This is a genomic window from Falsiroseomonas sp. (assembly GCF_030695085.1).
In the GTDB taxonomy this organism is placed as follows: Bacteria; Pseudomonadota; Alphaproteobacteria; order Acetobacterales; family Acetobacteraceae; genus Falsiroseomonas.
The window spans coordinates 23,212-48,233 of the sequence record NZ_JAUYTS010000056.1; the positions used below are offsets into that span (position 1 = coordinate 23,212).

Consider the following 25,022-nt stretch of genomic DNA (forward strand, 5'->3'; position numbering starts at 1 on the left):
GCAGCCCGGCCACGGGGGCAGGCGCCTCAAGGTCAGACCCGTCGGGACGGGGCCATGGGAAAAACGGGGGCGGCGCGCCTGGCCGCCCCCGTGCCGTGGATTGTGAAGCGCCGCGCCCTCAGGCCAGCGTCGCGCCCTGGCCCTTCCAGAAGGTCTCCGCCGCCGGATGCCACGGCACGCCGGCCGCGGCGGTCTTCTGCACGTCCAGCGTGAAGTCGCGCGCGGCGGAATGCACCTGCGCCCAATCCTGCCGGTTGCTCCACATCACCTCGAGGATCTTGCCGACCAGATCCGCCGGCATGTCCTCCCGCACGCCGACGATGTTGGCGACCGACATCTGCTTGTTCGGCGCCGTCTGGCCCGGATAGGCGCCGGCCGGAATCTCCTCGGGGAAGTAGACCGGGCCGTATTTCTCGACGATCGCCGGGATGAATTCATGGTGGTCGATCAGCACGAGCTGCACGCCCGGGGAGGCGCCGAGATCGGTGATCGCGCTGGTCGGAAAGCCGGAGACGAAGAAATACGCATCCAGCTTGCCATCCTTGATGGCGTTGGTGCTCTCGGCCGGGGACAGACGCTCCCGCCCACGGAAATCCTTCTCGCGGTCCAGCCCGGCGGCCTCGATCAGCCGCAGCGCCATCACTTCGGTGGCGGAGCCGGGCGCGCCGGTGGAAATGCGCCGCCCCTTCAGATCGGCCATCTTCGTGATGCCGGTGGAGCCGACGGTCACCACCTGCATGCGATTGGTGTAGAGCACCGCGATGGCGCGCACCGGCACCGGGCGGCCACGGAAACGGTCATTGCCGCGCACCGCATCCACCGCGGCATCGACCTGGGTGATCACCATGCCGACGCGGTTGGCGCCCAGAAGCTGAAGGTTGGCGACAGAGCCACCGGTCACCTCCACCGTGGCGGACATGCCGGGAATGCTGCGGGACATGTAGTTCGCGAGCGCACCGCCGAGCGGATAATACACGCCGCCCGTGGTGCCCGTGGCGATGGCGATCTGCATGGCGGGTTGCGCGCGGGCCAGGCCAGGCAGCGCAAGTGCTGCGGCGCCGGCCGCAAATAGCCGGCGACCTAAATTAATGTTCATCTTTCCAGGCTCCCTTAGTTTCTTCTGCGGTAATGATTACAGGCCGCCCCCCCCTTGGGAAGAGTCCAGATTTGACCTGGATCAAGACAGCAACCGCGGGGTGTGCCTAACCTGTGCACATCGGCCCACGAGAAGCCGTCCGTGAACGGCGCCGCCGGCGGCCGATGGAAGCACAGGAGCCACGCCATGCCCCGCTTGTCCGCCCGCGATCTGATGACCACCGAGGTGGTGACGGTGCCGCCCGCCACGCCCGTCCTCTCCATCGCCCGCCTGCTGGCGGAACGCGGGATCTCGGCGGTGCCGGTGCTGGATGGCAGTGGCAAGCTGCTCGGCATCGTCACCGAAGCCGACCTGATCCGTCGTCTGGCCGGGGAGGCGGACCACCCGACCTCCTGGCTCGGCAGCCTGTTCGCCAATGCCGAACGGGATGCAGCGCGCTACGCACGCACCCATGGCGCCACCGCCGCCGATCTGATGAGCACCGAGCTTGCCAGCGTCGAGCCCAGCACGCCGGCCGCCGAGGTCGCGCACATGATGGAAGAGCGCAACATCCGCCGCGTGCTGGTGGTGCAGGAAGGCCGCCTGCTCGGCCTCGTCTCCCGCGCCGATCTGCTGCGCGCGCTGGTGGCGCCGAAGCAGGAGCCGCTGGAACTGTCCGATGACCGCATCCGCAGCGCGGTGCTGGCGGCCATCCGCAAGCAGCCCTGGGCGGATACCTTCTACACGCTGGTCGATGTGAAGGACGGCGTGGTGGAGCTGAACGGCTTCAGCCGCAGCCCGGAAGTGCAGCGCGCGCTCCGCGTGCTGGCGGAGAATGTGCCAGGGGTGAAGGGCGTGGAGGACCGCAGCACGCCGATGCCCGCCTATCTCTACGCGGCGGGGTAGATCAGCGTCTGCCCGAAACCCGGCACGCGGAAGGCCTGCTGCGCCACGCCGTGCCGGGCCTTCGCGGCCTCCAGCAGTTCCGCCGGTTCGTCGATCGGCTCGTCGGTCAGGCGGAAGAATGTCCCAAAGTGCATCGCCAGGCTGGCCCGCGCGCCACAGGCGATGTGCGCCTGCACCGCCTCATCCGGGTCCATGTGCTGCGTCTGCATGAACCAGCGCGGCGCATAGGCGCCGACCGGGATCAGTGCGAGGTCGATGCGCCCGAAGCGACGCCCGATTTCCGCCGGATGCGGGCACCAGCCGGTGTCACCCATGAAATACACCGTCGCGCCATCCGGCGCCTGGATGACGAAGCCGCCCCACAGCGCGCGGTTGCGGTCGAAGGGCGTGCGGGCGGAAAAATGCTGTGCGGGCACGTAGGTGACACGCAGGCCCGCGACCGCCACGCGGTCCCACCAATCCATCTCGCGCGGCGCGCGCAGCCCGGCCTTCGCCAGCAGGCGGCCGGTGCCGAGCGAGGTCAGCGCGGGCGGCGCCCAGCGCGCCTGCACCTGCCGCAGCGTCGCCAGGTCGCAATGGTCGTAGTGGTTGTGGCTCACCAGCAGCAGGTCCGCGCCCGGCAGCGCCTCCAGCCTCTGCCCCGGCGCACGCACGCGCTTCGGCCCGGCGAAGGGCAAGGGGCTGGCGCGGGGCGACCAGACCGGGTCGATCAGCACGGCCACGCCGCCGATCTGCACCAGCCAGCTCGCATGGCCGATGAAGGTGGCGCCGATCTGGCCCGCCATCAGGCGCGGTGGCGGCGGCTGCGGCGGGTCCTCCACCCACACCGGCCAGGGCGCCACCTGGCGCTCGCGAAACCAGCGCCACACATCGCGCGGGCCGTGATCCACATCGCTGTGCAGGTTGACGTAGCGCCCCCTCACGCGGCGGGAGGCGAAATCGCTCACCGGCGGTCCTTGACCGTGGTGAGGATCGCCGCGCCGATGCCGAGGAACACCAGCACCGTCGCCATGCCCAGGCGCTGGCTGCCGGTGGCGGTGGTGACGGCGGCGAGCGCCGCCGGGCCCATGAAGCCGGTGATGCGGCCGGACAGCGCGTAGAGGCCGAAATGCGCCGAGACCTCATCCGGCGGGGCCAGCCGCGCCATGAAGCTGCGGCTGGCCGCCTGGGCCGGGCCGAAGAACAGGCCGAGCGACAGCGCCAGGATCCAGAACCACATCTCCGTCGTCGCCAGCAGCAGCCCGGCGCCGAGCACCACCAGCGCCATCAGCGCGCCCAGCACCATGCGGCGCGAGCCGACGCGGTCCTCGATCAGGGCAAAGCCCGCGGCGCCCAGCCCCGCCGTGACATTCATGGCGATGCCGAAGATCAGGATGCGGTCGATCCCCATGCCGAAGACACCCGCGGCATAGATCGCGCCGAAGGCGAACAGCGTGTTCAGCCCATCCGTGTAGAACAGCCGCGCCAGCATGAAGCGGGCGAGGTCCGGGTTGCGCGGCAGGGTGCGGATCAGCGCCGCGATCTCCCCGAGGCCGCGGGAGGCTGCCTCCGCCCAGCTCGGCCGTGGCCCAGCCGGGTCCGGCAGCGCCACCAGCACCGGCCAGCCGAACACCAGCAGCCAGAGGGCGACCAGCAGTGCGGTGGCGCGCACATGCTCCGCCGCCCCCCGGTCCAGCCCGAACAGCGCCGGGTCCGGCTGGATCAGCAGCAGCAGCGCGATAGCGAGGCAGACCAGCCCGCCCGCATAGCCCAACCCCCAGCCGAAGCCGGAGACGCGGCCAAGCCGCCCAGGCGGCGCCACGCTGGGCAGCATCGAATTGTAGAAGACGGTGCCGATCTCGAAGCACACCGTGGCGATGCCGACGCAGACCAGCGCGTACAGCGCCCAATCCGGGCTGGGCTGGGCGAACCAGATCATGCCGGTCGAAATTGCCGTCAGCACAGTGAAGATGCCGAGCATCAGCCGCCGCCGCCCGCCTGCATCCGCCACCGCACCCAGCACCGGCGACAGCAGCGCCACGGCGAGACCGGCCGCCGATTGCATCCACCCCCATTGCGCCTGCCCCGTCACCTGGTCCGCGGCGATGCCGCTGGCGAAATAGGCGGCGATGACGAAGGTGGAGACAACGGTGGGAAAGGTGCTGTTCGCCCAGTCATACAGGGCCCACGCCCATGCTTTCCGGCTCATGCCGTCTTCCGGAAGCCGAGCGTCATGGCCGTATCCATCCAATGCGCGTGATACCCGTTCCTATCCCAGTTCCCGTTGTTGGAACCAGAGGTGCTGGGCAGCACGAAGATGGGCGGGAAGCCGGCCGGCCGCAGCGCATCATCCAGCCGCCCGAAGGGCAATAGCTTCAGCCCCAGGGCGAGGGCCGCCGTGCGCCCGCTGGTGAAGGCCAGCGCCTGCGGCTGCGCGGCGCGGATGGCCTGCGCCAGCCGGTCCCGGTCCGCCTGCGTCACCCGCACCAGCCGGTCGACGCCGGATTGCGTCTTGGCGAGGTCGGTCAGCCCGATGCCGAAGCCGGGCAATTCGGTGAATTGCTCCGGCCGCAGACGGTGCGGCGTGAAGCCGGCCTCCTGCAGCATGCGCCAGAAGCGGTTGCCCGGCGCGGCGTAGTAGGCGCCGCGCCGCGCCGATTCCGGCCCCGCCGCCATGCCGCAGAACACCAGGCGCAGCCCTGGCGGCAGCAGGTCCGGCAGGATGTCACGGCTCATGCGAGGGCGGAGATCGCCCGCGTCGCCACGCCGATCGCCACCAGGTCGCCGGCCCGCGCCGCCTCCCGCGCCAGCTGCGTGGCCTCCGCCGCCCGGGCCGGGTCGCCCTGCCCGGCCAGCCTGGCGCGGGCCAGCCGCGCCTGCACCGCGCCGAGATCGGCCAGCGCCTCCGCCTGCGCACGCGCGGCAAAGGTGCCGGTGACGCGCGCGGATTCCGCGGCTTCGCGCAGCGCATCCAGGCAGAAGGCCTCGCCCACCGCGCGCCAGGCCTGCGCGGCCTTGGCGGGGTCCGCGCCACTATCCTGCGCCAGCCGCACGACGGACGGTGCGGCGGCGAGCCGTGCGCCGCCGCCGGCCAGCGCGGCGAGTTCCGCCGGCAGCCCGGCCTCCACCAGCCGCGTCGCTTCCTCGCCGGGGTGCGCTTCCTCCGCCGCGACCAGGGCGGCGACGCCGGGGGCCAGGGCCTCCAGCGTGGCGTCCAGCGGCGCCGCGCCGTGTTCCAGCATCACCTTGCGCGTCGCCACTTCCAGCAGCCGGCGCAGCGCGGCCTGCACGTCCAGCCGCAGCGCCGGCGGCACCTGCGCCGCATCGGCCGCTGCTGCCGCAGCTTCCAGCCCGAACAGGGCGCTGGCGAGCCAGGCGGCGCGCGCCACCTCCGCGCCCGGCGTATCAGCACCCGCGAGGCGGCCGAGCGCCGCGGTGCCGAGGTGGTTGGCCACGAGGTTGGCCAGGGCGGTCGCCACCAATTCGCGCTTCAAGCGGTGGCGCGGGATGAGGTCGCCAAAGCGGTCCTGCAGCGCCTGCGGGAAGTAGCCGCGCAGCAGGGGGGCGAGGGCGGGCTCATCCGGCAGGTCACTGCCCTCGATCGCCTCCGTCAGCCAGAGCTTCGCGGGTGGCAACAGGGAGGCAAGCTCGGGCCGCGTCAGCCCCTGCCCCGCCGCCGCGCGGGCGCGCAGCAGCGTGGCATCCGGCAGCCCGGCCACGGCACGGTCCAGCACCCCCTCCGCTTCCAGCCGCGCCATCAGCGCGGCATGCGCGGCCAGATCCTCCGCCGCCGTGCGGCTCTCCAGGCTGATGGCGATGGATTGCGCGTGGTTGTCGGCCAGCACCAGGCGGCCGACTTCCTCCGTCATCTCGCCCAGCAGCACGTCGCGCTGGCGGCGGGTGAGGGCACCCTCGCGTTCCGCCTCGGTCAGCAGGATCTTGATGTTCACCTCATGGTCGGAGGTGCTGACACCGGCGGAATTGTCCAGCGCATCGGTGTTCAGCCGCACGCCGTGCTGCGCGGCCTCGATGCGCCCGGCCTGGGTGATGCCGAGATTGGCGCCCTCGCCCAGCACCTTGCAGCGCAGCGCCGCGCCATCGACGCGGATCGCATCATTGGCGCGATCGCCGGCTTCCGCCTGGCTCTCGCCGCTGCCCTTCACATAGGTGCCGATGCCGCCGAAATACAGCAGATCGACATCCAGCTTCAGGATGGCGCGCATGATCTCGGCCGGCTCCGCGCGATCCTGCGCGAGTCCGAGCAGCGCCTGCGCTTCCGGCGACAGCGGCAGCGTCTTCGAGTTGCGCGGCAGCACCGCGCCGCCGGGCGAGAGCAGCCGCACATCGTAATCCGCCCAGGACGAACGCGGCAGCGCGAACAGCCGCGCGCGCTCCGCAAAGGCCGCTTCCGCATCCGGCTGCGGGTCGAGGAAGATGTGCCGGTGATCGAAGGCGGCGACGAGCTTCGTGCGCTTCGAGATCAGCAGGCCATTGCCGAACACGTCGCCCGACATGTCGCCGACGCCGGCGCAGGTGAAATCCGCTTCCTGCACGCCCTGGCCGCGCAATTCGGCGAAATGCCGGTCGATCATCACCCAGGCGCCACGCGCGGTGATGCCCATGCCCTTGTGGTCATAGCCGGCGGACCCGCCGCTGGCGAAGGCATCGCCGAGCCAGAAGCCGTATTCGGCGGACAGCCCGTTGGCGATGTCGCTGAAGGTCGCCGTGCCCTTGTCGGCGGCCGCGACGATATAGGCGTCGTCGCCATCCCGCCGCACGATGCCTTCCGCTGTCACCACGCCGCCCGATTCCGAGAAGTTGTCGGTCAGGTCGAGCATCGCGCGCACCAGCGTCTTGTAGGCGGCGATACCCTCCGCCTGGAACGCCTCGCGGTCCGAAGACGGCGGCGGATGCTTCAGCACGAAGCCGCCCTTGGCGCCGGTCGGCACGATGACGACGTTCTTCAGCCGCTGCGCCTTCATCAGCCCGAGCACTTCCGTGCGGAAATCCTCACGCCGGTCGGACCAGCGGATGCCGCCGCGCGCCACCGGCCCGGCGCGCAGATGGCAGCCTTCCATGCGCGGGGAATGCACGAAGATCTCGCGCCAGGGCCGCGGCAGCGGCATGTCGCCGGCCAGCGCCGAATCCACCTTGATGGCGAGGTAGGGCTTCGATTGATAGAAGTTCGTCCGCAGGATGGCGTCCAGCAGCAGCCGCAGGCGGGACAGGATGCGGTCCTCATCCGGGCTGACCACGGCATCGAGCAGCGTGGTCCAGCGCGCCAGCAGCGGTGCCTCGTCCCGATCGCCGCGCGCCGGGTCGAAGCGCGTTTCGAACAGGTCGATCAGCAGGCGCGCCGCCTTCGGGTTCGCGGCCAGCGCATCCTCCACGCTGGCCTGCGCGAAGGGGAAGCCCACCTGCTTCAGCCAGCGGTACATCGTCCGCAGCAGCCAGGACTGCTTCCAGGACAGGCCGGCCCGCAGCACCAGGCGGTTGAAGCCATCGGCCTCCGCCGCGCCATCCAGCAGGGCGGACAGCGCGCCGAGGATCTCGGGGAAATTCGCCTCCGCCACATCGGCGCCGGCTTCCAGCTGGAACACATGCAGCACCACTTCCGGCGCCTCATGCGGCGTCAGGCGATAGGGCTGTTCTTCGATCGCGCGCAGATCCAGGCTCTCGAACAGCGGCAGCGCATCGGCCAGCGCCAGGGGGCGGCCGGGGCTGGCCAGGCGCAGCGTCAGCCGGCGCGGGCCGCAGCCGGGCATGCGCGTCAGTGTCGCGCGCGGGCGGCCCTGCTCCAGCGCCAGCTCCGCGAGGTCCAGATCCGCCACCGCCTGGGACGCGGTTTCCTGGTCCTGGTAGGCGCGCGGAAAGGCATGGCGCCAGCGGCCGAGGCTGGTCGCCGCCGAGGCGCCGAATTCCTCGGCCAGCGCTTCCTCCAGCCGTTCGGCGAAGCTGCGCGCCACCTGCGCCACGGCGGCTTCCAGCGCCGCATCATCCACATCCGGCACAGCGCCGGGGCGGGTGCCGATCACGTAGTGCACGCGGGCCAGCGGCGCATCGCCCATCAGCGTGTACCAGGCGGAAAGCCGGCCGTTGAACGCCTCCGCCAGCAGATGCCCGACGCGCTGGCGCAGCGTGGTGTCGAAGGTGTCGCGCGGCAGCCAGGCGATGGCGGCGACGAAACGCTCGAAGGGATCGTGGCGCAGGGCCAGCGCGGCGCGCGGGCGGATGGCGAGGTCCAGCGCGCGCCGGGCACCGGCCAGGATCGCATCCTCCGGCGCCTGGAACAGCTCATCCCGCGGCCAGGTATCCAGGATGTTGCGCAGCGCGCGGCCATCATGGCTTTCGGGGTCGACCCCGGCCAGGGCCAGGACGCGCAGCACCTTGTCCCGTAGCAGCGGGATGGCGCGCGGGTTGCGGTTGTAGGCATCCGCCGCGAACAGGCCGAGGAACAGGCGCAGCCCGGTGATGCGGCCCGCTTCGTCGCGGATGCGCGTCATCACCACATCGGCATGCTGCGGGCGGTGAACCGTGGCGCGCATATTGGCCTTGGCGACCACCACGGCTTCCATCCGCTCGAAGGTCGCGCGCACGGCATCGGGCACCGCGGCCAGGTCGCGCAGCGCATCGAACACCGGCAGCGTCTCGTCGCGCAGCATGCCGAGGTTTTCCTCCGCTGCCACCGTCAGCGTCCCGGCTTCATCCACCATCAGCCGGCGATGGCCGAGCAGCACGAAATTATCCTCGGCCATCCAGCGCAGGAAATCGCCGGCGGCGCCGCCCTCGGTCTGCACCTCCCGCTCCGCCGCCGTGAGCCGTGCCAGCATGGCGGAGAAATCCCCGACCGCGAGGCGCACATCGCCCATGGCGCGCCGCAGCGCGGCCTCCACCGCCGGCCAATCGGCCGGCCCGGCGCCGGCGAGCGTCAGCGTCGCCCCGGCCGCGAGCGAGATGCGCATCATGCTCTCGCGCACGGAGGCGCCATCGCCGATCGCCACCAGCCGGCCTTCGGCGTCGCGCTTCACCGGGACGACCGGGTGCAGCAACTGGCGCACCACGCGGCCGGAGACGGTCAGCGCGGCGAGCGCGCTGTCCACCAGGAAGGGCATGTCATCCGTGACGATCTCGGCCACCGCCACGGCGCCGCGGCCGGGGCCGGGCGGCAGCACGCGCAGCCGCGTCTCGCGCGGCCGGCGCTCCGCGGCGAAGGCGAACAGGCTGGCGGCGGCCTCGGCCAGCGCCTCGGGGGGGGTGGCCGCGAGCTCGGCGGTCGGCACGGCGGCATGCAGGCGGCGCAGCAGCTCGGCCGCCGCCGGGGGCAGGGCGGGGGCGAGGCGGGCCAGCGCGGCAGTGGCGGCCGCCAGCACCTGCGGCCGGACGCCGTCCCCCGCCCCGGCATGTGGCTTCGGGGCGATTGGCAGATCGGTCATGGGCTGGCTCCTCCTGTCCCGGAAGCTGGCCCTTTGGCCGGTCGGCCGCAAGCCGGGCAAGTCCTGGTGCAACTTGCCACCTTTCCGGGCTATTCTGTTCCGATGATCGACAGCCTCGCCGCCCTTCTCGCCCCCGTCACGCCCGAGCGTTTCCTCGCGGAGCACCTGGACCGCCAGCCGCTGCATATCCGCGGCACGCCGGCGAAGTTCGCGGATGTGCTGTCCTGGCGACAGATCAACCGGCTGCTGGACATGACGCATATCTGGACCAGCACCAGCCTGAAGCTGGTGATGGACAGTGCCGCGGTGCCGGCGGAGCAGTTCTGCACCCGCGCCACCAGCCGCGATGGCGCGCCGGTGCTGCAGCCGGATGCGAAGCTGGTGCAGGGCTGGATCGCCAAGGGCGCCAGCGTGGTGATGAACGACGTGGACAGCCTGAGCCCCGGCCTCGCCAGCGTATCCAATGCGCTGGAGGGTGCCGGGTTCGGCAAGGTCCAGGCCAACGTTTACATCAGCTGGCAGAGCCACAAGGCCTTCCACACCCATTACGACACGCATGACGTCTGGGCCGTGCAGGTCGAGGGCGAAAAGATCTGGAACATCTGGGAAGGCCGGGCCGACTACCCGATTCCCCACCCCGCCTTCCGCGGCCAGCCGCAGGCGCATCACGACCAGGCGCGCGGCAAGCTGCGCGGCACCGTGCACATGCAGCCCGGCGACCTGCTGTATCTGCCGCGCGGCTGGTATCACGATGCGCTGGCGGAGGCCTCGGCCAGCGTGCATGTCGCCTATGGCGTGCATGCGCCGCTGGGGATGGACCTGATGAACATCCTGTCCGAGCGGATTCTCTACGACCCCGAATTCCGCAAGCCACTGCCGCGGCAGGATGGATCGAACCCCGCGAAATTCGCCCTGACGCAGCGCGCCGGCCTGCTCGGCCAGAGACTGTCGGAGCTGTGCCGCGACCCGAAGGTGATGGAGGTGCTGGCGCAGTTCGTCGGCAACTACCGCTACAGCCGCGGTGGGTATGACATGCTGGCCGCGCGCGGCCTCTCCGCACCGGCGGCGGCCAGTGGCGGCGACGCGCCCGCCTTCCGCATCCTGGCCGCCGGCGCCAAGCCGGTGCGGCGCGGCGCGGAATGGGTGGTGAAGGGGCCGCAGGGCGTGGTGGTGGTCACCCCGCCGGAAGCCGAGGCCGCCGCCTGGCTGCTGGCGCGGCCGGATGTGACGCTGCCGGAACTCGCCGCTGCCGCGCCCGCCGTGGATGCCGCCGGCCTGCTCGCCCGGCTGGCCGCGGCCGGCCTGCTGGTGGCGGCGGCATGAGGGCCGCGCTGGCTGGCCTGGCCTGCCTGCTGCTGGCCGCCCCGGCGGCGGCACAGGTGCGGCCCTTCAACTGCATCGGCGCGGAGCAGCTGGAGGATGACGTCATCGCGGTGCCCTTCGCCCGCAACAGCTCGACCCTCGGCCCGGCCGGGCGCAGCGCGGTTGCCACGGCGGCGGCGCTGCTGCGGGAGGACCCGGGGCGGTTGATCTGCGTGCTGGGCCATGCGGATCGCAGCGTCGGCGCCGAGACCAGCACGCAGATCGCGGCACGGCGGGCACGCGCCGTGTCCCTCGCGCTGGCGGAGCTTGGGGTGGAGCGGGACCGGGTGCGGGCGGAAGCGCGCGTCGGTGCCTTCAGCGGCCGGGTGGATGAGCCGGGCGCGCGGGCGGTGACCATCGTGCTGCTGCCCACCGCACGGGCCGAGCCCTGACCAGGCCGGGCGCCGCCTGGCAGCGGGCGCAGGAAATCGGCCGGCGGGTCAATTCGCGCGGCTGAGGATCGCGATGTCTGCGAATCATTCGCAGAGAAATGGCGCTGATCCGGATTTCTGTGAAACATACGGAAATTCTTCATCCTGCGGCCTGTAACATTGTCCCGGCCTGGGCCAGACTGGCCCGAGACGAGGCGACGCCGCCTCGTGCCTGGATGAGGAAACACACCGGTGAACGAAGAGTCGGAAGGCAAGCCGCCGCAGCCAAACCGCCGGCTGTTCGTTCTGCGCCTGGCCGCCATGGTCGGCGTGCTGCCCGCAGCGGCCTGCGTGCCGCAGCAGGGGCCGGTCTATTACGCGCCACCGCCGCCGCGGCAGGTCGTCCGCGGCAGCGGAATCAGCGACAGTGACCCGAACGACCCGGCAGGAAGGGGCCGCGGCGGGCATCGCGGCAGTGGCGTCACCGACAGCGACCCGAATGATTCCGTGGGCTATGGCCGCGGGGGCTATCGCCGCAGCACCGGCACCTCCGACAGTGACCCGAATGATCCGCCCGGGCGTGGCCGCGGCGTGGTCTATCGCGGCACCGGCATCACCGATAGCGATCCCTCCGACGGTCCGGGCCGCGGCCGTGGCGGCTCTCGCGTCTATCGCCGCAGCAGCGGACTGACGGATAGCGACCCGTCGGACGGTGCTGGCCGCGGCCGGCGCGGCTACTGAACAACGGCATGAGCGGTTCCACCTTGGCCGAGGCGGCCTGGCGCCTCGCCTTCGGCAGCCTGCCGATGGAAGACGGGCTGGCGCTGCGCGAAAGCCCGGATTGGCGGCACTTTCCGGGCCATGATCCGGACCGCTACCGCCACCTGATCTCGATCGCGGAGATCGATGCCTTCCTGGCAACGGATGCCGCCGCCCGCCCGCGCATCTCCATGGCCGATAGCAGCCGCAAGGGCAGCGCCGCGGTGCCGGAGGAAGACTACGCCTTCCCCGATGGCGGCCTGGATCTGCCCGGCCTGTTCGCCTGCTTCGATGCCGGGGCGACGCTGGTCGTCTCCCAGTTCAACCAGATGCACGCGCCGCTGGCGCGCTTCTGCCGGGGGCTGGAGCAGGTCTATCTGCACGCCGTTCAGGCCAACATCTACCTGACCCCGCCCGGCGCGCAGGGCTTCCGCATGCACTACGACACGCATGACGTGCTGGTGCTGCAGGTGGAGGGCGAGAAGGCGTGGCGCATCTGGCCCGGCCAGCCCTTCCCCAACCCGACCCGCCGCACCCCCTGGCCCGGCGGCATCGAACCGCTGGCGGAGGCGGAGACCATCACGCTGCGCCCCGGCGATGCGCTGTATGTGCCGCGCGGCGTGCTGCATGATGCGGCGACGCAGGATGGCGAACCCTCGCTGCACGTCACCATCGGCTTCATGGAGCCCTCCTTCGCCGAGGTGCTGCGGATGGCGGTGGATCTGCTGGAGGAATCGGAGCCCGCGCTGCGCGCCACCTTCCCCACCTGGCGCCTCGCGGACGGCCCCGGCGCGCTGGCCGCCCTTGCGCAGCCCCTGGCCGCGAAGCTGGCCGAACCGGCCGCGCTGGACCGCGTCGCGCTGGCGCTGCTGGACCGGCTGGCGGCGGACCAGCCCGCGCTGCTCGCCCGTGGCCTGTTTCCGAAGCAGCCCGAGGCCGGCACGAAGCTGCACCTCGCCCCCGGCGTGCTGCATGCGCTGGTGCCGGAGCCTTCCGGCGAGGGCGCCTCGCTGCGCTGGGCCGGGGCGCCGCTGGCGCTGACCAGCCAGGAAGCCGGCTGGGTCGCGCGGCTGGCCGATGGCGCGACACCGGCCGAACTCGGCGAGGACAGCCTGGGCTTCTGCCGCAAGCTGCGCCGGCTGGGGTTGCTGGCGGAGGCTTGAGTCCTACTCCGCCGCCGCGACCGCCCCGCGCGGAGGCGGCGCGGCCCACAACTCCGGCGCCAGCTCCTCCTTCCGATCCGGGAAGGCCAGCGCGCACAGGAAGGTCACCGCCGCGAAGACGGCGAGCACCAGCAGCACGCTGCCCAGGCCCCCCGCCGTGGCGTGCAGCCAGGCGATGAAGGGGCTGGCCGCCGCGGCACCCAGGAACCCCACGAAGAAGCGAATCGAATAAAGCTTCGCCCGCAGCGCCGGCGCCACGTAGCGCGCCGTCATCGTCTCATTCACCGTCACCTGGCCGAAGATCGCCGCCGCGATCAGCCCCGCCACAGGCAGCACCATCCAGCCCTGTAGCTGCGACAACAGAAGAAAACCGGGCATCTGGATGCAGGCCAGCGGCAGGAAGACGCGGCGCAGGGTGTTGCGGTCGATCAGCCGTCCCACGGTGAATTGCGTCAGCCCGCCGCAGATCGTCACCAGAAAGGCCAGAAGGCCCACCACCGGCAGCAGATCCGGGCTGTTCGCCAGGCGCTCCGCCATCAGCTTCGGCAGCAGCAGGGTGAAGGCGTTGAAGATGAAGCCGGAGATGGTGGCCAGCGTCAGCAGCACCACAACGGCGCGCCGCACCACGGCGCCGGGGATTTCCGGGAAGGGTTTGCCGGCCGCCTTGTTCTTGGCCACATCCTCCGGCCCTTCCCGCAGATACAGCAGCCCGATGCCGATGCTGAGCAGGCCGGGGATGGCAAAGGCCCAGCGCCAGCCGAACCAGGCGGCGACGAAGGCCGTCACCACCGGCGCCAGCGCCACGCCCAGATTGCCGAAGACGCCGTTGATGCCCATGGCCGCGCCGACCCGTGCGCCGGCCGCATCCACCAGCATCGCCGTGCCGATCGGGTGGTAGATGGCGCTGAACGCCCCCATCAGCGCCAGTGCGCCTGCCAGCCAATAGGGGCCGGGCGCGAATGCGGCCAGCACCAGCGCCGCGCCGCTGCCGAGGAAGAAGGCCGCCATCAGCGCCGGCCGGCCGAACCGCTCCGCCAACCAACCCATCGGCAGGCTGCCGAGGCCGTACAGCACGAACATGCCGGTGCCGAGCGCCAGGATCGGCCCGTAATCCGTGCCGAACATCGCCGGTTCCTGCAGCATGATGGCCAGCACGGCGGTGGCCAGGATCAGCAGCCCGTAATGGGTGAAGATATGCGCCGTGTTGACGAACCAGATTTGCCGCTCTGCCGCGTCCATGACCGTTCCCCTGACTGGTGGTCATGCTACCTTGGCGGATCACAGATGGCTCGACAGACCATGTCGCCAATCCGCCAGAATTCTACCCCCCATTTGGCCCCCCGGCGCGGCCTGCCGCAGGAAGCGGTGGACCGGCCGCTCGCCGCCTTCGCCCGCGACTATCCAGCCGGAGAGGAAGTGCCGCGCCACAGCCATGACCGCGCCCAGCTTCTGTACGCGACGCAGGGCATCATGCGGATCACGACGGATGATGCCGGCTTCATCGTGCCGCCGATGCATGCGCTGTGGATGCCCGCCGGCGCGCCGCACCAGGTGCTGACGGAGGGCGGCGTCGCCATGCGCGCGCTGTTCCTGCGCGCCGATGCCGCCGCCGCCGGGCCGGGCGCCACCACGGTGCTGGCGGTGTCCGCCCTGCTGCGGGAATTGATCCTGGCCGCCTGCGCGGAGCCGCTGGAATGGGACCAGCAAGGCCGCGGCGGCCACCTGGCCGCGCTGATCCTGGACGAGATCGCCCGCGCGCCGTCCCTGCCCTTCCGGGTGCCGGAACCGCGCGACCCGCGCCTGAAGCGCCTGGCCGCCGCGCTGCGCGCCGCCCCCGCCAGCGCCCGCACGCTGGAGGAATGGGCTAGCCTGGCCGGCGCCAGCCCGCGCACGCTGGAACGCCGCTTCCAGGCCGAAACGGGCCTGTCCTTCGCCCGCTGGCGGCAGACCCTGCGGCTGGCGGAGGCCGCGTCCCGGCTGGCGCGCGGCGAAACGCCCGCGCGTGCCGCCGCCGCCGTGGGCTATGCCAGCGCGCCGGCCTTCGGTGCCGCCTTCCGGGCCGCCTTCGGCATCACGCCGGGCGCGGCGCGGGGGGAGCGGCCATCCGATTGAACCACCGTGTGGAGCGCAAAAGCCCATCCGGCCGCGGCGCCAGGCCCGCGCCTTCCAGCAGCACCGCGGTACGGCGCTCGGCCTCTGCCGGCGGCAGGCCGGGCGACAGCCGCCGGTACAGCGCGGCGCCGCGCGCCACATCGGTGCGGGCGACCCGGTTGCCGGTATCGGCGCGGCTGCGGAGATAGGCCAGCACCTCCCGCGCTGCGGCGGCGGCGGTCGGCTCGCCGCGTGCCGCGGCGGCGGCGGCCAGGGCGGCGCGGGCGGCCTCGGCGGTCAGGCCGTAGCGGGTGACGCCTTCGGTCAGCAGCGCACGCTCCGCCTCCGGCGCCAGCGGGCCGTCGCGCAGATGCAGGCGGATCAGGTCGGCAAAGCCCGGCGGCGGCACGGCCTCCGCCCGCAGGGCGCCACCAGCGCAGGCGGCGCAGGGCATCAGGGTGGAGCTGCCATCCAGCTCCATCAGCCGCAGTTCCACCTGCATGTCCGGGTGGCGGGACAGCACGCCGGCGGCGGCCTGGTCCAGCACCGCCTGGTGCTGAGCCAGTTCATCCGCGCGGTTGAGCGACAGGCGGCGGCCGGCGAACAGATCCATGGCGCCGCAATCCCGGTGGTTCACGAACACCACCTTGCGCACGCCATGCAATTGCCGCGACGCCGCCAGGTTTTCCCACAGCGCCTGGCCCCAGGCCGGCCGTGCCGGGTCCACCGCGGCGAGCGCCGCGCCGGCGATGCGGAATTCCGAATAGCGATCGGTACGGCCGACCGATTCCATCAGGAAGGTCACGTCATCCACCAGCCGCGGGTCGATGCAGCTGACCACGAAGGCATCCGCCTTGCTGGGCGCGGGTTGGGTTGGGGTCTGGGTGATGCTCATTTCGCCACTTCCTCCGTATGGCTGATGCCGCCCAGGCGATGATCGACATGGGAATAGGACAGGCCGGCGGTGAACAGCGCGGCCAGTGTCAGCAGCGCGCCGATCAGCAGCGAGCCGGGATTGAGGATCGGCGTGCCGGTGATCCCCGCCAGGGTGAAGCCGGTGCCGATGCAGAACAGCGTCACCAGCGCCATGCCGCGTGGCTTCAGCACGCCGCGCGTGGTGCGCCACAGCATCAGCAGCATGATGGCCAGCAGCGCCCCGGTGGCCAGCTTCGCCCAGAACCAGTCGAGGCCCCCCAGCACCCAATGCAGGTAGGAATAGCCGGAGGGGTTGTAGACCGCGAAGACCACGAACAGGCTGAACAGCCCACGCGCCACCACGCCCTGCCAGTTGAAGCGCGCCGCGCTCATGGCGGCGCCTGCGCGGTGCGCGCGGAGATTGCGGTGACGAGGGCGGCGGCGGCCTCCTCCATCGCCAGGCGGCGGGCCAGCCCCTGCCGCCAGGGCTGCAACGCCGCCGCCGCCGGACCGTCCAGCGTCGCCAGCGCCTGGTCCGCCGCACGCAGCGCCCCCCGATCCAGCAGCGACTCCGCCGCCGCGGTCGCCGCCAGCGCCGGGCTGTCGCCGCCGCCGAAGCGGGCGCCGATCCGCATCGCGCCGGCCATCCAGCGCCACAGCCGCCCGGCCCCCGCCGGATGGCCCAGCTCCGCCAGCACGGCGGCGTTGGCGGCGGCGGGAAAGCTGGCGGCCAATTGGCGCGGCAGCGGCGCGCCATGCGCCGCCACCGCATCCAGCGGCGCCAGCAACGCCTGCCAGCCCGGCTCATCCCCGGTCAGCGCCTGCGTCACCGCCAGGGCGCGCGGGAAGGGGGCGGGACGGGTCAGATGCGGCAGCAGCAGCTCCGCCCCCGCCAGCGCCAGCAGCGCAGGTTGCGCGGGCTGCGCCTGCGCCGGTTGGGCAAGCAGCAGCAGCAGAAGGGGCAACAGGTATCGCATCAGCCACATCCCGGATTGGCGGCGCGCAATTCGCTGCGTCGCGAGGCCAGCGCCGCCGCCACGGCCAGGCGGCCCTGCGCCGGCAGGCGCTGTTCCGCACGGTCGATCGCCTCCAGCGCCTGCGCCTCGAAGGCTTCGCGGTTCAGGGCGGAATCGACGCGGTTCAGCACGTAATCGAGGCCCCAGGACAGGCCGACACCGCCCGCCACCCCCAGCGCCACCCCGGGCGAGCCGCCCAGCGTGTAGCCGAAGGCGCCGCTGGCGGCGACGATGGACCCCGCCTCGCTCACCCGCAGCGCGACGGCACCCAGCCGCGCCGCCATGGGCCGCATGGAACGCAGGAACACCGTGCCGGTCTCCGCCCCTTCCTCCACCACCAGGGCCATCGGGTCGGCATCCGCCGCCTGCCAATCGGCCAGCGGCCGGACGGCGGCCCACAGATCCACCCGCGGCACGGCGACGGCGCCGGGGGCGATCAGCGAAACGCGCGGCAGCGCCTGCGCCCGCTGCGCCACTTCCGTCACCGCCACCCACCATTCGGCGCCGATGACATCGCGCAGATGCGCGCGGTCCTGCGCTAGCGCTGCGGCCGGGATGGCGGGTTCCAGCACGCGGGTGCGAAAGGCTTCCCGCACCGGGGTCGCCATGCCCTGGGCGATGCGATCGGGCAGGCTGGAAGCATCGGCCTCCGCCACGCCTTCCGCCAGGCCGCGCGCGGCAAGGCCGAGCACGCGATAGGCCGTCATGTAGCTTTGCACCCAGCCATAGGCCCAGTCGCCGAAGCCGGGCACGGCTTCCCGCGCCGGGGCCAGGCGCATGGCGGCGGCATCGGCCAGCAGGCGATGCGCCATCCCCTCCAGCCGCGCCGCTTCCGCCGCCAGATGCTGGTCCCAGGCCAGCAGCGCCGCTTCCGGCACGTCGCGCAGGGCGCAGTTGCCATCCGGATTCCGCACCGCCATGGGCGCCGCCCAGGCCGGCAGGGCGAAAAGCATAAGCCCCAGCACAACCGCGGCGCGAAACCCCTTACGCGCTGAGCCCCGCCGATTTAGCTTCCGCGCATGGAACATGGCGGCATCGGGATGATCCTGTGGGGCGGGGCGGAGGCCGCGCTCGCCATCCTGCTGGTGCTCGGCCTGCTGCGCGCCGCCGGGCTGGTCTATCACGCGCTGGCACCCGCGGATGCCGAGGCCGTGCCGCTGCTGCATGTGATGGCGCTGTCGGCCGGGCTGGCCTGCGGCGTGGCGCTGCTGCTGGCCGTGCCGCATGGCGAGAGTTTTCGCCTGTCCAGCATCTTCGTCGTGCAGGGACCGTGGAACCTGGATCTGCCGGGCTTCCTGCTGCGCCATAGCCTGCCCAGCCGCGCAACGCTGGAAAATGCGCGCGACCTGCTGGCCGAGGGCGGCCCCGGCGCGCTGCCCGGCGGCCTGGCGCTGCTGCTGCTGGCCACCGGCCCGCTGGCCGCCTTGCGCTGGTGGCGCGGCTGGGCGCGGCTGCGCGCGCTCGGCGCCTTCCTGCTGCTGGCCGCCAGCACGGCGCTGGTGCTGCACTACGCCATCCATCTGCTGGCCTGGATGCTGGCGCTGCTGAATTTCTGGTTGTTCGCGCTGCTGCTGTTCGTCTTCCAGCGCTGGCGCCATGCGCCGCGCGGCGGCGGGCACTGAGGTCATCAGTTCACCTCCATCAGCGCGAGGTAGGGCCGCGGCGTCAGCAGCGCCTGGTCGCCGACGAAGGGAAAGGCCAGCTTCAGGGCTACCAGCAGCACCGCACCGACGATCAGCGCGATCACCGCGCCCATGGTGTAGTGCAGCGCCACATGGCCGCCGCCAAAGAACCATTGGAAGCTGATGGTGGCGACGGAGACGGTCAGCACCAGCACCCAGATCAGGCCGGACAGGGTGCGGGACATCAGGGAAAGCCGCTCGATCCGCGCCTGTGCGACATTCGCCACCCAGGCGACCGCATTCTCCTTCACCGAGTGTGATCCGTCGCTGCGTCCCTCGACATCGAGGAAGGCCCGCGCCAGGCGCTGGAACGCGGCCTCGGACCCGCTGCTCGGATGGCTGGCCTGCATCGCCGGCCAGTCATGCGTCACGACGGCGCCGGCATAGAGGCGGATGGAGGCGCGCATCTCCTCCCGCACCGCGCTGAGTTCCGGGCCGGCGAAACTGTCCACCGCCAGCGCCAGCATGTAGAGGTTCGAGGTCTCCTGCCGCACCGTCTCGCGCGCCGATTGGTAGATGTCCCAGCCCCCCACCAGGGCGAGGGCCGCGATCACCGCATAGACCTCCACGACGAAGCCGTACTTCACCGCGCCGATCTGCGCATTCGCGGCGAATTCCTGCGGCGTGAAGATCTGGTGCATGGCGTGGCCGAGGCCGAGCGCCAGCAGCACCGGCACACCCGCGGTCAGCAGAATGGCAAGCCAGCTGGGCAGGGCCGCGATGGTGTGTGGCAGCGAGAATTCCAATTGCCCCTCCTGGGCGCCGCTGACGCGGAACGCGCGGTCTAGTCGAAATCGGCTTCCGTCCAGGCCCAATGCCCCACCGCCAGCCCGGCGACGCCGCCGATGGTCGCCGCCAGCGCGCCGCCATGGATCAGCGCGGAGCCGGAAACCGCACCGGCGAACAGCCCGACGCCGAGGGCCATGGCATGGCCCGCCGTGATGCGCTGCGCCGGCACCGCCGGGATGGTGACGGAAGGCAGCGTAACGGCGGGAAGGGCGGGCGTGGTGATGACCGATTGCGTGGCGCCCAACTGCGCCATGGCGTGTTGCGGCACCAGCGCCAGGCCAGCCAGCAGCAGGATCGCCAGGATCGTCTTCATGTGTGGTTCTTTCAAAGGGGAATGAAAATCAGCCATCGATGGCGCGCCACCAGCGCCGGGTGCGGATCAGCCGACCATGTGGCTTCGGCGCCAGCTCCATCTCCTCCATCCGCCGCTTCACGCGCCGCGCGGCGTCCGCTTCCGAAAGCCCGGCACCGGCACGGGCGCGGTAGAACGCCACGGCCTTGTTGAAATCCTGCCGCGCGACGCGGCCGCGCCGGTCCGCCATGGTCTTGAGCAGCAGGCCGGAGGATCGGCCGACCTCGCCTTCGAGGGCGATCTGGTCCTGTTCCGCCGCCGCGCGCAGCACGCCGCTGGCATCCTCCAGCCGCAGCCCGTAGCGGGTCAGCCCTTCCTCCAGCAGGCGGCGTTCCTCGGCGCTGTCGAGGAAGCGGCGGCCCTGCATCTGCAACTTCACCAATTCGCCGAAGCGATTGCGGCCGTCCTGGTCGCCAGCGTTCATCGGATTTTCCCCGCGCGTTCGGTCAATGTGCCAGCGTCACCGGACGCACCGCGGGGGCCTGTGGCTCCCGCGGCAGATCCATGCCCTGCGGCCGCGTCGCCATGCCCTGCACGCGCGCATTCAGCCGGTCGATCGCACGCAGGATGCGGCTGGCCTCGATGCCGAGCGGCGCATCCGTCGGCGTCAGCACGAATTTCACGCGCGGCAGCGGGAACAGGTCCACATCCACCTTGTCCACGCTGAAGCCGCCGATTTCCGTCGCATCCAGGATGCCGCGCACGATGGTGCGCTGGATCACCGCCACCGGCCCGGGATTGCGCTGCGCGTGGCGGTCCAGCATCCGCTCGACATAGTCGCGATCCGCTTCCGTCAGCTCCCGCGCCTGGCCGAAGGCGAGGCCGAAGCTGGGGATCAGGCCGATGGAGCTTTCGATCTCCTTCAGCTTGTAGCCGGCGATGTCCATCAGCCAGGTGAAGTCGTCATTCTGCGCGCGGTTCTGGTGCAGCGCGCCGTGCCGGCGCATGAAATGGCTGGCGCCGGAGCTGAAGCCGAACAGGCCGAGCACGCTGCCCAGCAGATCTTCCGCCCGGTCGGCGAGCCCGCCCTCGGACAGATCCTGCAACGGCACCGTCACCATGGTGCGCGGCGAATTCTGCTGGCCCGGCAGCGCGGTCTGGGCCTGTGCGGCAGGCCCCGCCAGCAGCGGCAGCGCGAGGCTGCCGGCCAGCAGCCAGGTGGAGATGCGGGGCATGGCGGGGGTCTCCGGCGCGGGGTTCATCGGGACATCAGGGTCATGCGCTCGGCGGTGCGGCGCTGCGCCGCGCGATCCGCCGGCGGCAGCGGCACCAGGCCGGTGATGGAGAGATAGCCGCCGGGCCCGGCGGCGGCCTCGCTGGCCGCCTCGTTCAGGAATTCGCGGATGCCACGCACCACGCCGACGCCTTCGCGCAGCCGCGTGTGCTGGCGCTTGGCGTAGAGATAGACGATGCGCGTCGCGACATAATCCTGCGCGTAGATGGAGGCCTGCGTCGGCAGCACCCCATCCAGCGGCAGCGCCACCAGATTGCCGCCGCTGGCCTGCAACTGGTCGTAGGAGATGACGCCGATGGTGCCCGGCGCGCTGGCCAGCAGCGCCGCCGGCACCTCCAGCCCGCCCATGCGCCGCACCCTTCCATCCTCGCGCAGCGTCACGCATTTGCCGCGGCGATAGCTCGCCTCGAATAGCAGCCTGATGCCGCGCACATCGCGGCAGCCGCCTTCCAGGATCATATCCTCGAACAGCCCGTTGGTGCCGGTGCCGAGGTTCGGCGCCAGCATGCGGATTTCGGTGCGGGGCAGGGCGGGGGCCACGTCCGACCACAGGGCGCGGCGGTTCGGGACGAATTCGCCATCGACGATATGCTCCGCCGCCAGCGCCTCCCACACCTGGCGGGAGGTGAGGCTGGGCGCCCCCTCTCCCCGCCGCACCGCCAGCAGCACCGCGCTCAGCCCGATCCGCATCTCGACGATGTCGCGCACGCCGTTGCTGTCGCAGGTTTCCACCATGCTGCGCGGCATGCGCCGCACGACCACGGCGATATCGGGCGTCTGCGGGCCGATGCCGGCGCAGAACAGGTCGAGCACGCCGGAGGTGGGCAGCATGCGCCGCGTCGGCTCCACCACCCCCTCGAAGCGCTCCGCGAAGCTGGCGCCCAGCATGCGTGAGACGGCATCGGCGGAGGTGGAGGCGATGACCACCAGCCGGTCACGCATGACCCCCTGGGCCAGCGCAGGCGCAACGGCGGCGGTGGCCAGTGCGAGGCCGATCAGTAGCGTGCGGAGACGGCCCATTTTCGGAACTCCCGTGCGAAGCAGGCTTGAAGCGGCGTGGTCTCAGTTCCGCAGCGTGGTGGCGGCGGCCATCGCCGGCTGCGGCGGCGGGCCCAGGGCGCGCAGCAGCGTCTCCTGCACCGCCTGTTCCACCGACATGCGTGCCCGCGCCTGTGCCAGCCAGCCAGCCAGCAGCGGTTGCAGCCCGGCATCCAGCGCCCCGGCATCCGCCACCGCACCGGCCAGGTTGCCGCGGCGCAGATGTTCCGTGATGCCGGCCACCGCGGTCGCCTGAAGCCCGGCCTCCGGCGGCGCCGCCAGCCCGATGCCGGACAGTACGCCGCGCGCGGCGCGGCCGGTCCGGCGCAGCAGCGAATGATCCTGCGGCGCACGGTCCAGCAATTGCGGCGCCAGGGCGGTGAAGCGGTCGCGCAATTCCGCCTCGGTCGGCAGACCACGCGCGGCATGGCTGGCCAGCACCTCCGCCAGCGGGCGCGGCACGGCGCCGGGCGGGGCGAGGGCCAGCATCACCTGGTATTCGCGCAGCCAGGGGCGTGGCGTGGTGACACTGGATTGCAGCAGCAGCGCCGCGGCGAGGAAACGGTCCGCGGTCGGGCCGCGCGATTCCAGCAGCGCCAGGCGCTGCGCGCTGGCCTCCGCCTGCCGCGCCGCCTCCTCGGCCCGCGCGGCATGGGCGGCGAGCTGGGCATTCGCCTGGCGCAGCAGCGCATCCAGCGCCGCCGCCCGGTCCTCCACCGCCAGCACCACGGCGGGGGAGGCGGCGCCAGCGGAACTCAGCGCGGAAGGCCACAGCAGCAGAAGCCCGGAGGCCGTGAGCGCCGCGCCCAGCACCAGCCCCGCCGCGGCATCACGGCTGCCGCGCAGCACGCCCGATGCGGACCGCAAGCGGGAAGGCAGGATGCGCGCAGGCTCCGCCCGCGCATTCAGCTCGATTGCCACGGTTTTGTTGCCCCTGAAGCGCGGCCGAAACGTCAGCCGCCTGCGGGAGCGTAACCGGGGAGAAGTTGTGAAACGGTGAAAGCCGCGCCGCAGGATGTTGCGGCGCGGAAGATGTCGCCTTGGTTACTCGACCGAGGCCGCGTCGAAGCCATCCGGCACGCGCCCGCTCGGCCGCGCCATCGCGTAGGGCCCGCGCGCGAGGAAGCGCCCGTCACCCGGTTGCGCCAGCACCTTGCCATCGCGCACCGCGACCTTGCCCGCGGCGATGGTGACACTGGGAAAGCCCTTCACGGCGAAACCCTCCCACGGCGTGTAGTCGATGGCGTGGTGCAGATCGGCGTTGCGGATGGTGCGCTCCGCATCCGGGTCCCACAGCACCAGGTCGGCATCCGCACCCGGCATCAGGCTGCCCTTGCGCCCCTCCAGCCCGAACAGCTTCGCCGCATTGGCGGAACTCAGCCGGACGAAATGCGGCAGGTCGATGCGTCCCTTCGAGACACCCTCGCTGAACAGCACCGGCAATCGCGTCTCGATGCCCGGCACGCCATTCGGGATCGCGTTGAAGGCGGGCGTGCCATCCGCGCGCAGATTGGCGCTGCCCATCCCATAGCCGCCACTGCCCGGCGAACGCTTCGCCGTGGCGAAGGAAAAGCCGCAATGGTCGGAAGACACCACATCCAGCGTGCCATCCAGGATACGCCGCCAGACCTTCTCGTTTTCGCCCTTTGCCCGCAAAGCCGGGGAGCACACGGCCTTGGCGCCCGCGAAATCCGGCCCCTGAAGATCGTCATGCGACAAGGTGAGGTATTGCGGGCAGGTCTCGCCCCACACCTTCACGCCGCGCGCCCGCGCCCGGGCGATCTCCTCCGCCGCCTCCTCGCAGCTCACATGGAAAATCTGCACCGGCTGGTCCACCAGCTCCGCCAGCGCAATCGCGCGATGCGTCGCCTCCCGCTCCACCACCGGCGGACGCGCCCAGGCATGCTGCAACGGGTCGGTCATCCCCGCCTTCAGCAGCGCGTCGATGCGCCAGCCGATCGCCTCGTAATTCTCCGCATGCACGGTGACGAAAGCCCGGTGCCGTCGCGCGATCGCCAGCACCTGGATCAACTGCGCATCATCCAGCCGCAGCGGATCATAGGTGAGGAACACCTTCAGGCTGCGCACGCCCCGCGCGATCAGCGCGGGCACCTCGCGCTCCAACACCTCCGGCGTCGGATCGGTGATGATCTGGTGGAAGGAGTAATCACACCGCGACTGTGCCGCCCGCGCCTCATACCCCGGCGCGCTATCCGCCAGGCCGTGCCCCTTCCACTGCGGCAGGAAACAGATGAACGAGGTCGTGCCACCCGCCAGCGCCGCCGCCGAGCCACTGGCGAAACTCTCCTCATGCACCGACCCATCCTGGGCCAGCTCCTCCAGATGACAATGCGGATCCAGGCCGCCCGGCGTCACCACCATGCCCTTGGCCGACACCTCCTCCCGCCCCGCCGCCAGATTGCGGCCCAGCGCCACAACCTGCCCACCAACAATGCCAATATCCGCCTCGAACACCTCGGCCGCCGTGGCCACCGTGCCACCCCGCACCACCAGATCAAACGCCGCCATCCGACACCCCCTGCATCCCACGCCGCCAGACTGGCGCAGCCCCGCGGCGGCTGTCCATCGCCCGGAGGCCTGGCGGGCTGAGGTTGCGCCCGTGATGCGGGGAGGACGCTGTCCTCCCCGCACCCCACCTGCAAAGGGCTTTGGCCCTTTGAACCCATGACTCATAAGCGGAGAAGCGGAGGGGGCTTGAGGCCCCGTCGAACACGCGGCCGCTCAGGCCCCCTCCGCTTCTCCGCTTAAAGTTCCCGCGGTCCAGGGGCCGGGCCCCTGGCAGGGGGTGCAGGGGGACAGCGTCCCCCTGCAAATCACGCAGCGCCACCTCAATCAG

At 71.6% G+C, this 25,022-nt stretch carries 24 protein-coding genes; 7 read left to right on the forward strand and 17 right to left on the reverse strand.

Translation table 11 applies throughout. The features are described 5' to 3' along the window. Positions 1–118 precede the first annotated feature (118 nt). Positions 119–1,096 (reverse strand): TAXI family TRAP transporter solute-binding subunit, encoded by a 978-nt coding sequence (locus tag Q8S40_RS06335; protein ID WP_305669712.1) that lies wholly within the window; start codon positions 1,094–1,096, stop codon positions 119–121. Positions 1,097–1,282: 186 nt separating this feature from the next. Here Q8S40_RS06335 and Q8S40_RS06340 point away from each other — a divergent pair, with 186 nt between their 5' ends. After that, the gene (locus Q8S40_RS06340; protein WP_304813079.1) at positions 1,283–1,981 is read left to right on the forward strand and encodes a CBS domain-containing protein; all 699 of its coding nucleotides are present in this window, start codon (positions 1,283–1,285) and stop codon (positions 1,979–1,981) included. Here the strand turns inward: Q8S40_RS06340 and Q8S40_RS06345 are convergent. From Q8S40_RS06345 to Q8S40_RS06360, 4 genes are read right to left on the reverse strand one after another with little or no spacing between them, the layout of a single operon-like run. After that, positions 1,966–2,928 (reverse strand): MBL fold metallo-hydrolase, encoded by a 963-nt coding sequence (locus Q8S40_RS06345; protein WP_305669713.1) that lies wholly within the window; start codon positions 2,926–2,928, stop codon positions 1,966–1,968. The two genes, Q8S40_RS06340 and Q8S40_RS06345, sit on opposite strands and share 16 nt — an antisense overlap. After that, entirely contained in the window at positions 2,925–4,169 is a 1,245-nt protein-coding gene (locus tag Q8S40_RS06350) for an MFS transporter (protein WP_305669714.1), read from the reverse strand. Before Q8S40_RS06350 ends, Q8S40_RS06345 begins: the two co-directional genes overlap by 4 nt. Next, complete coding sequence (locus tag Q8S40_RS06355; protein ID WP_305669715.1) at positions 4,166–4,696, reverse strand: mismatch-specific DNA-glycosylase; 531 nt, start codon at positions 4,694–4,696, stop codon at positions 4,166–4,168. The genes Q8S40_RS06350 and Q8S40_RS06355 overlap by 4 nt, the downstream gene beginning before the upstream one ends. Next, positions 4,693–9,393 carry an NAD-glutamate dehydrogenase domain-containing protein gene (locus tag Q8S40_RS06360; protein ID WP_305669716.1) on the reverse strand — a complete coding sequence of 1,567 codons (4,701 nt, stop codon included), beginning with the start codon at positions 9,391–9,393 and terminating at the stop codon, positions 4,693–4,695. The genes Q8S40_RS06355 and Q8S40_RS06360 overlap by 4 nt, the downstream gene beginning before the upstream one ends. Positions 9,394–9,495: 102 nt before the next feature. Here Q8S40_RS06360 and Q8S40_RS06365 point away from each other — a divergent pair, with 102 nt between their 5' ends. From Q8S40_RS06365 to Q8S40_RS06380, 4 genes are all read left to right on the forward strand, one after another. After that, complete coding sequence (locus tag Q8S40_RS06365; RefSeq protein WP_304813067.1) at positions 9,496–10,716, forward strand: cupin domain-containing protein; 1,221 nt, start codon at positions 9,496–9,498, stop codon at positions 10,714–10,716. Continuing rightward, on the forward strand, positions 10,713–11,147 hold the full coding sequence (locus Q8S40_RS06370) for an OmpA family protein (RefSeq protein ID WP_304813064.1): 435 nt from the start codon (positions 10,713–10,715) through the stop codon (positions 11,145–11,147). The genes Q8S40_RS06365 and Q8S40_RS06370 overlap by 4 nt, the downstream gene beginning before the upstream one ends. Positions 11,148–11,378: 231 nt before the next feature. Then, on the forward strand, positions 11,379–11,867 hold the full coding sequence (locus tag Q8S40_RS06375) for a hypothetical protein (RefSeq protein ID WP_305669717.1): 489 nt from the start codon (positions 11,379–11,381) through the stop codon (positions 11,865–11,867). Positions 11,868–11,875: 8 nt separating this feature from the next. Continuing rightward, positions 11,876–13,048 carry a cupin domain-containing protein gene (locus tag Q8S40_RS06380; protein ID WP_305669718.1) on the forward strand — a complete coding sequence of 391 codons (1,173 nt, stop codon included), beginning with the start codon at positions 11,876–11,878 and terminating at the stop codon, positions 13,046–13,048. A gap of 3 nt (positions 13,049–13,051) precedes the next feature. Here the strand turns inward: Q8S40_RS06380 and Q8S40_RS06385 are convergent, their stop codons facing one another. Continuing rightward, on the reverse strand, positions 13,052–14,287 hold the full coding sequence (locus Q8S40_RS06385; RefSeq protein WP_305669719.1) for an MFS transporter: 1,236 nt from the start codon (positions 14,285–14,287) through the stop codon (positions 13,052–13,054). Positions 14,288–14,380: 93 nt separating this feature from the next. Between Q8S40_RS06385 and Q8S40_RS06390 the strand changes: the two genes are divergently transcribed. Beyond that, positions 14,381–15,160, forward strand: coding sequence for a helix-turn-helix domain-containing protein (locus tag Q8S40_RS06390; protein ID WP_305669720.1), 780 nt, complete (start codon positions 14,381–14,383; stop codon positions 15,158–15,160). Here Q8S40_RS06390 and Q8S40_RS06395 read toward each other — a convergent pair. From Q8S40_RS06395 to Q8S40_RS06410, 4 genes are read right to left on the reverse strand one after another with little or no spacing between them, the layout of a single operon-like run. Continuing rightward, positions 15,120–16,034 (reverse strand): hypothetical protein, encoded by a 915-nt coding sequence (locus Q8S40_RS06395; protein ID WP_305669721.1) that lies wholly within the window; start codon positions 16,032–16,034, stop codon positions 15,120–15,122. The genes Q8S40_RS06390 and Q8S40_RS06395 overlap by 41 nt on opposite strands. After that, positions 16,031–16,447 carry a DUF6524 family protein gene (locus Q8S40_RS06400; RefSeq protein WP_304812561.1) on the reverse strand — a complete coding sequence of 139 codons (417 nt, stop codon included), beginning with the start codon at positions 16,445–16,447 and terminating at the stop codon, positions 16,031–16,033. Before Q8S40_RS06400 ends, Q8S40_RS06395 begins: the two co-directional genes overlap by 4 nt. Continuing rightward, the gene (locus tag Q8S40_RS06405) at positions 16,444–17,031 is read right to left on the reverse strand and encodes a hypothetical protein (RefSeq protein WP_305669722.1); all 588 of its coding nucleotides are present in this window, start codon (positions 17,029–17,031) and stop codon (positions 16,444–16,446) included. The genes Q8S40_RS06400 and Q8S40_RS06405 overlap by 4 nt, the downstream gene beginning before the upstream one ends. Next, positions 17,031–17,990 (reverse strand): hypothetical protein, encoded by a 960-nt coding sequence (locus Q8S40_RS06410; protein WP_305669723.1) that lies wholly within the window; start codon positions 17,988–17,990, stop codon positions 17,031–17,033. The genes Q8S40_RS06405 and Q8S40_RS06410 overlap by 1 nt, the downstream gene beginning before the upstream one ends. 99 nt (positions 17,991–18,089) lie before the next feature. Here Q8S40_RS06410 and Q8S40_RS06415 point away from each other — a divergent pair, with 99 nt between their 5' ends. After that, a complete protein-coding gene (locus tag Q8S40_RS06415; RefSeq protein ID WP_305669724.1) occupies positions 18,090–18,692 on the forward strand; it encodes a hypothetical protein in 603 nt (200 codons plus the stop codon). Between the two features lie 5 nt (positions 18,693–18,697). Here Q8S40_RS06415 and Q8S40_RS06420 read toward each other — a convergent pair whose 3' ends face one another. The 7 genes from Q8S40_RS06420 to hydA all read right to left on the reverse strand — a co-directional run bounded on the left by Q8S40_RS06420 (position 18,698) and on the right by hydA (position 24,694). Beyond that, positions 18,698–19,498 (reverse strand): DUF4239 domain-containing protein, encoded by an 801-nt coding sequence (locus Q8S40_RS06420; RefSeq protein ID WP_304812552.1) that lies wholly within the window; start codon positions 19,496–19,498, stop codon positions 18,698–18,700. Between the two features lie 38 nt (positions 19,499–19,536). Continuing rightward, positions 19,537–19,854 carry a hypothetical protein gene (locus Q8S40_RS06425; RefSeq protein ID WP_305669725.1) on the reverse strand — a complete coding sequence of 106 codons (318 nt, stop codon included), beginning with the start codon at positions 19,852–19,854 and terminating at the stop codon, positions 19,537–19,539. Positions 19,855–19,882: 28 nt separating this feature from the next. Beyond that, on the reverse strand, positions 19,883–20,317 hold the full coding sequence (locus Q8S40_RS06430; protein ID WP_304812548.1) for a hypothetical protein: 435 nt from the start codon (positions 20,315–20,317) through the stop codon (positions 19,883–19,885). A 22-nt stretch (positions 20,318–20,339) separates the two neighbouring features. Continuing rightward, positions 20,340–21,095 (reverse strand): hypothetical protein, encoded by a 756-nt coding sequence (locus Q8S40_RS06435; protein ID WP_305669726.1) that lies wholly within the window; start codon positions 21,093–21,095, stop codon positions 20,340–20,342. Further along, positions 21,092–22,147: a PstS family phosphate ABC transporter substrate-binding protein gene (locus tag Q8S40_RS06440; protein WP_304812543.1), complete on the reverse strand. Its 1,056-nt coding sequence runs from the start codon at positions 22,145–22,147 to the stop codon at positions 21,092–21,094. Before Q8S40_RS06440 ends, Q8S40_RS06435 begins: the two co-directional genes overlap by 4 nt. A gap of 42 nt (positions 22,148–22,189) precedes the next feature. After that, a complete protein-coding gene (locus Q8S40_RS06445; protein WP_305669727.1) occupies positions 22,190–23,086 on the reverse strand; it encodes a hypothetical protein in 897 nt (298 codons plus the stop codon). A gap of 123 nt (positions 23,087–23,209) precedes the next feature. Further along, a complete protein-coding gene (gene hydA, locus Q8S40_RS06450; protein ID WP_305669728.1) occupies positions 23,210–24,694 on the reverse strand; it encodes a dihydropyrimidinase in 1,485 nt (494 codons plus the stop codon). Positions 24,695–25,022 lie beyond the last annotated feature (328 nt).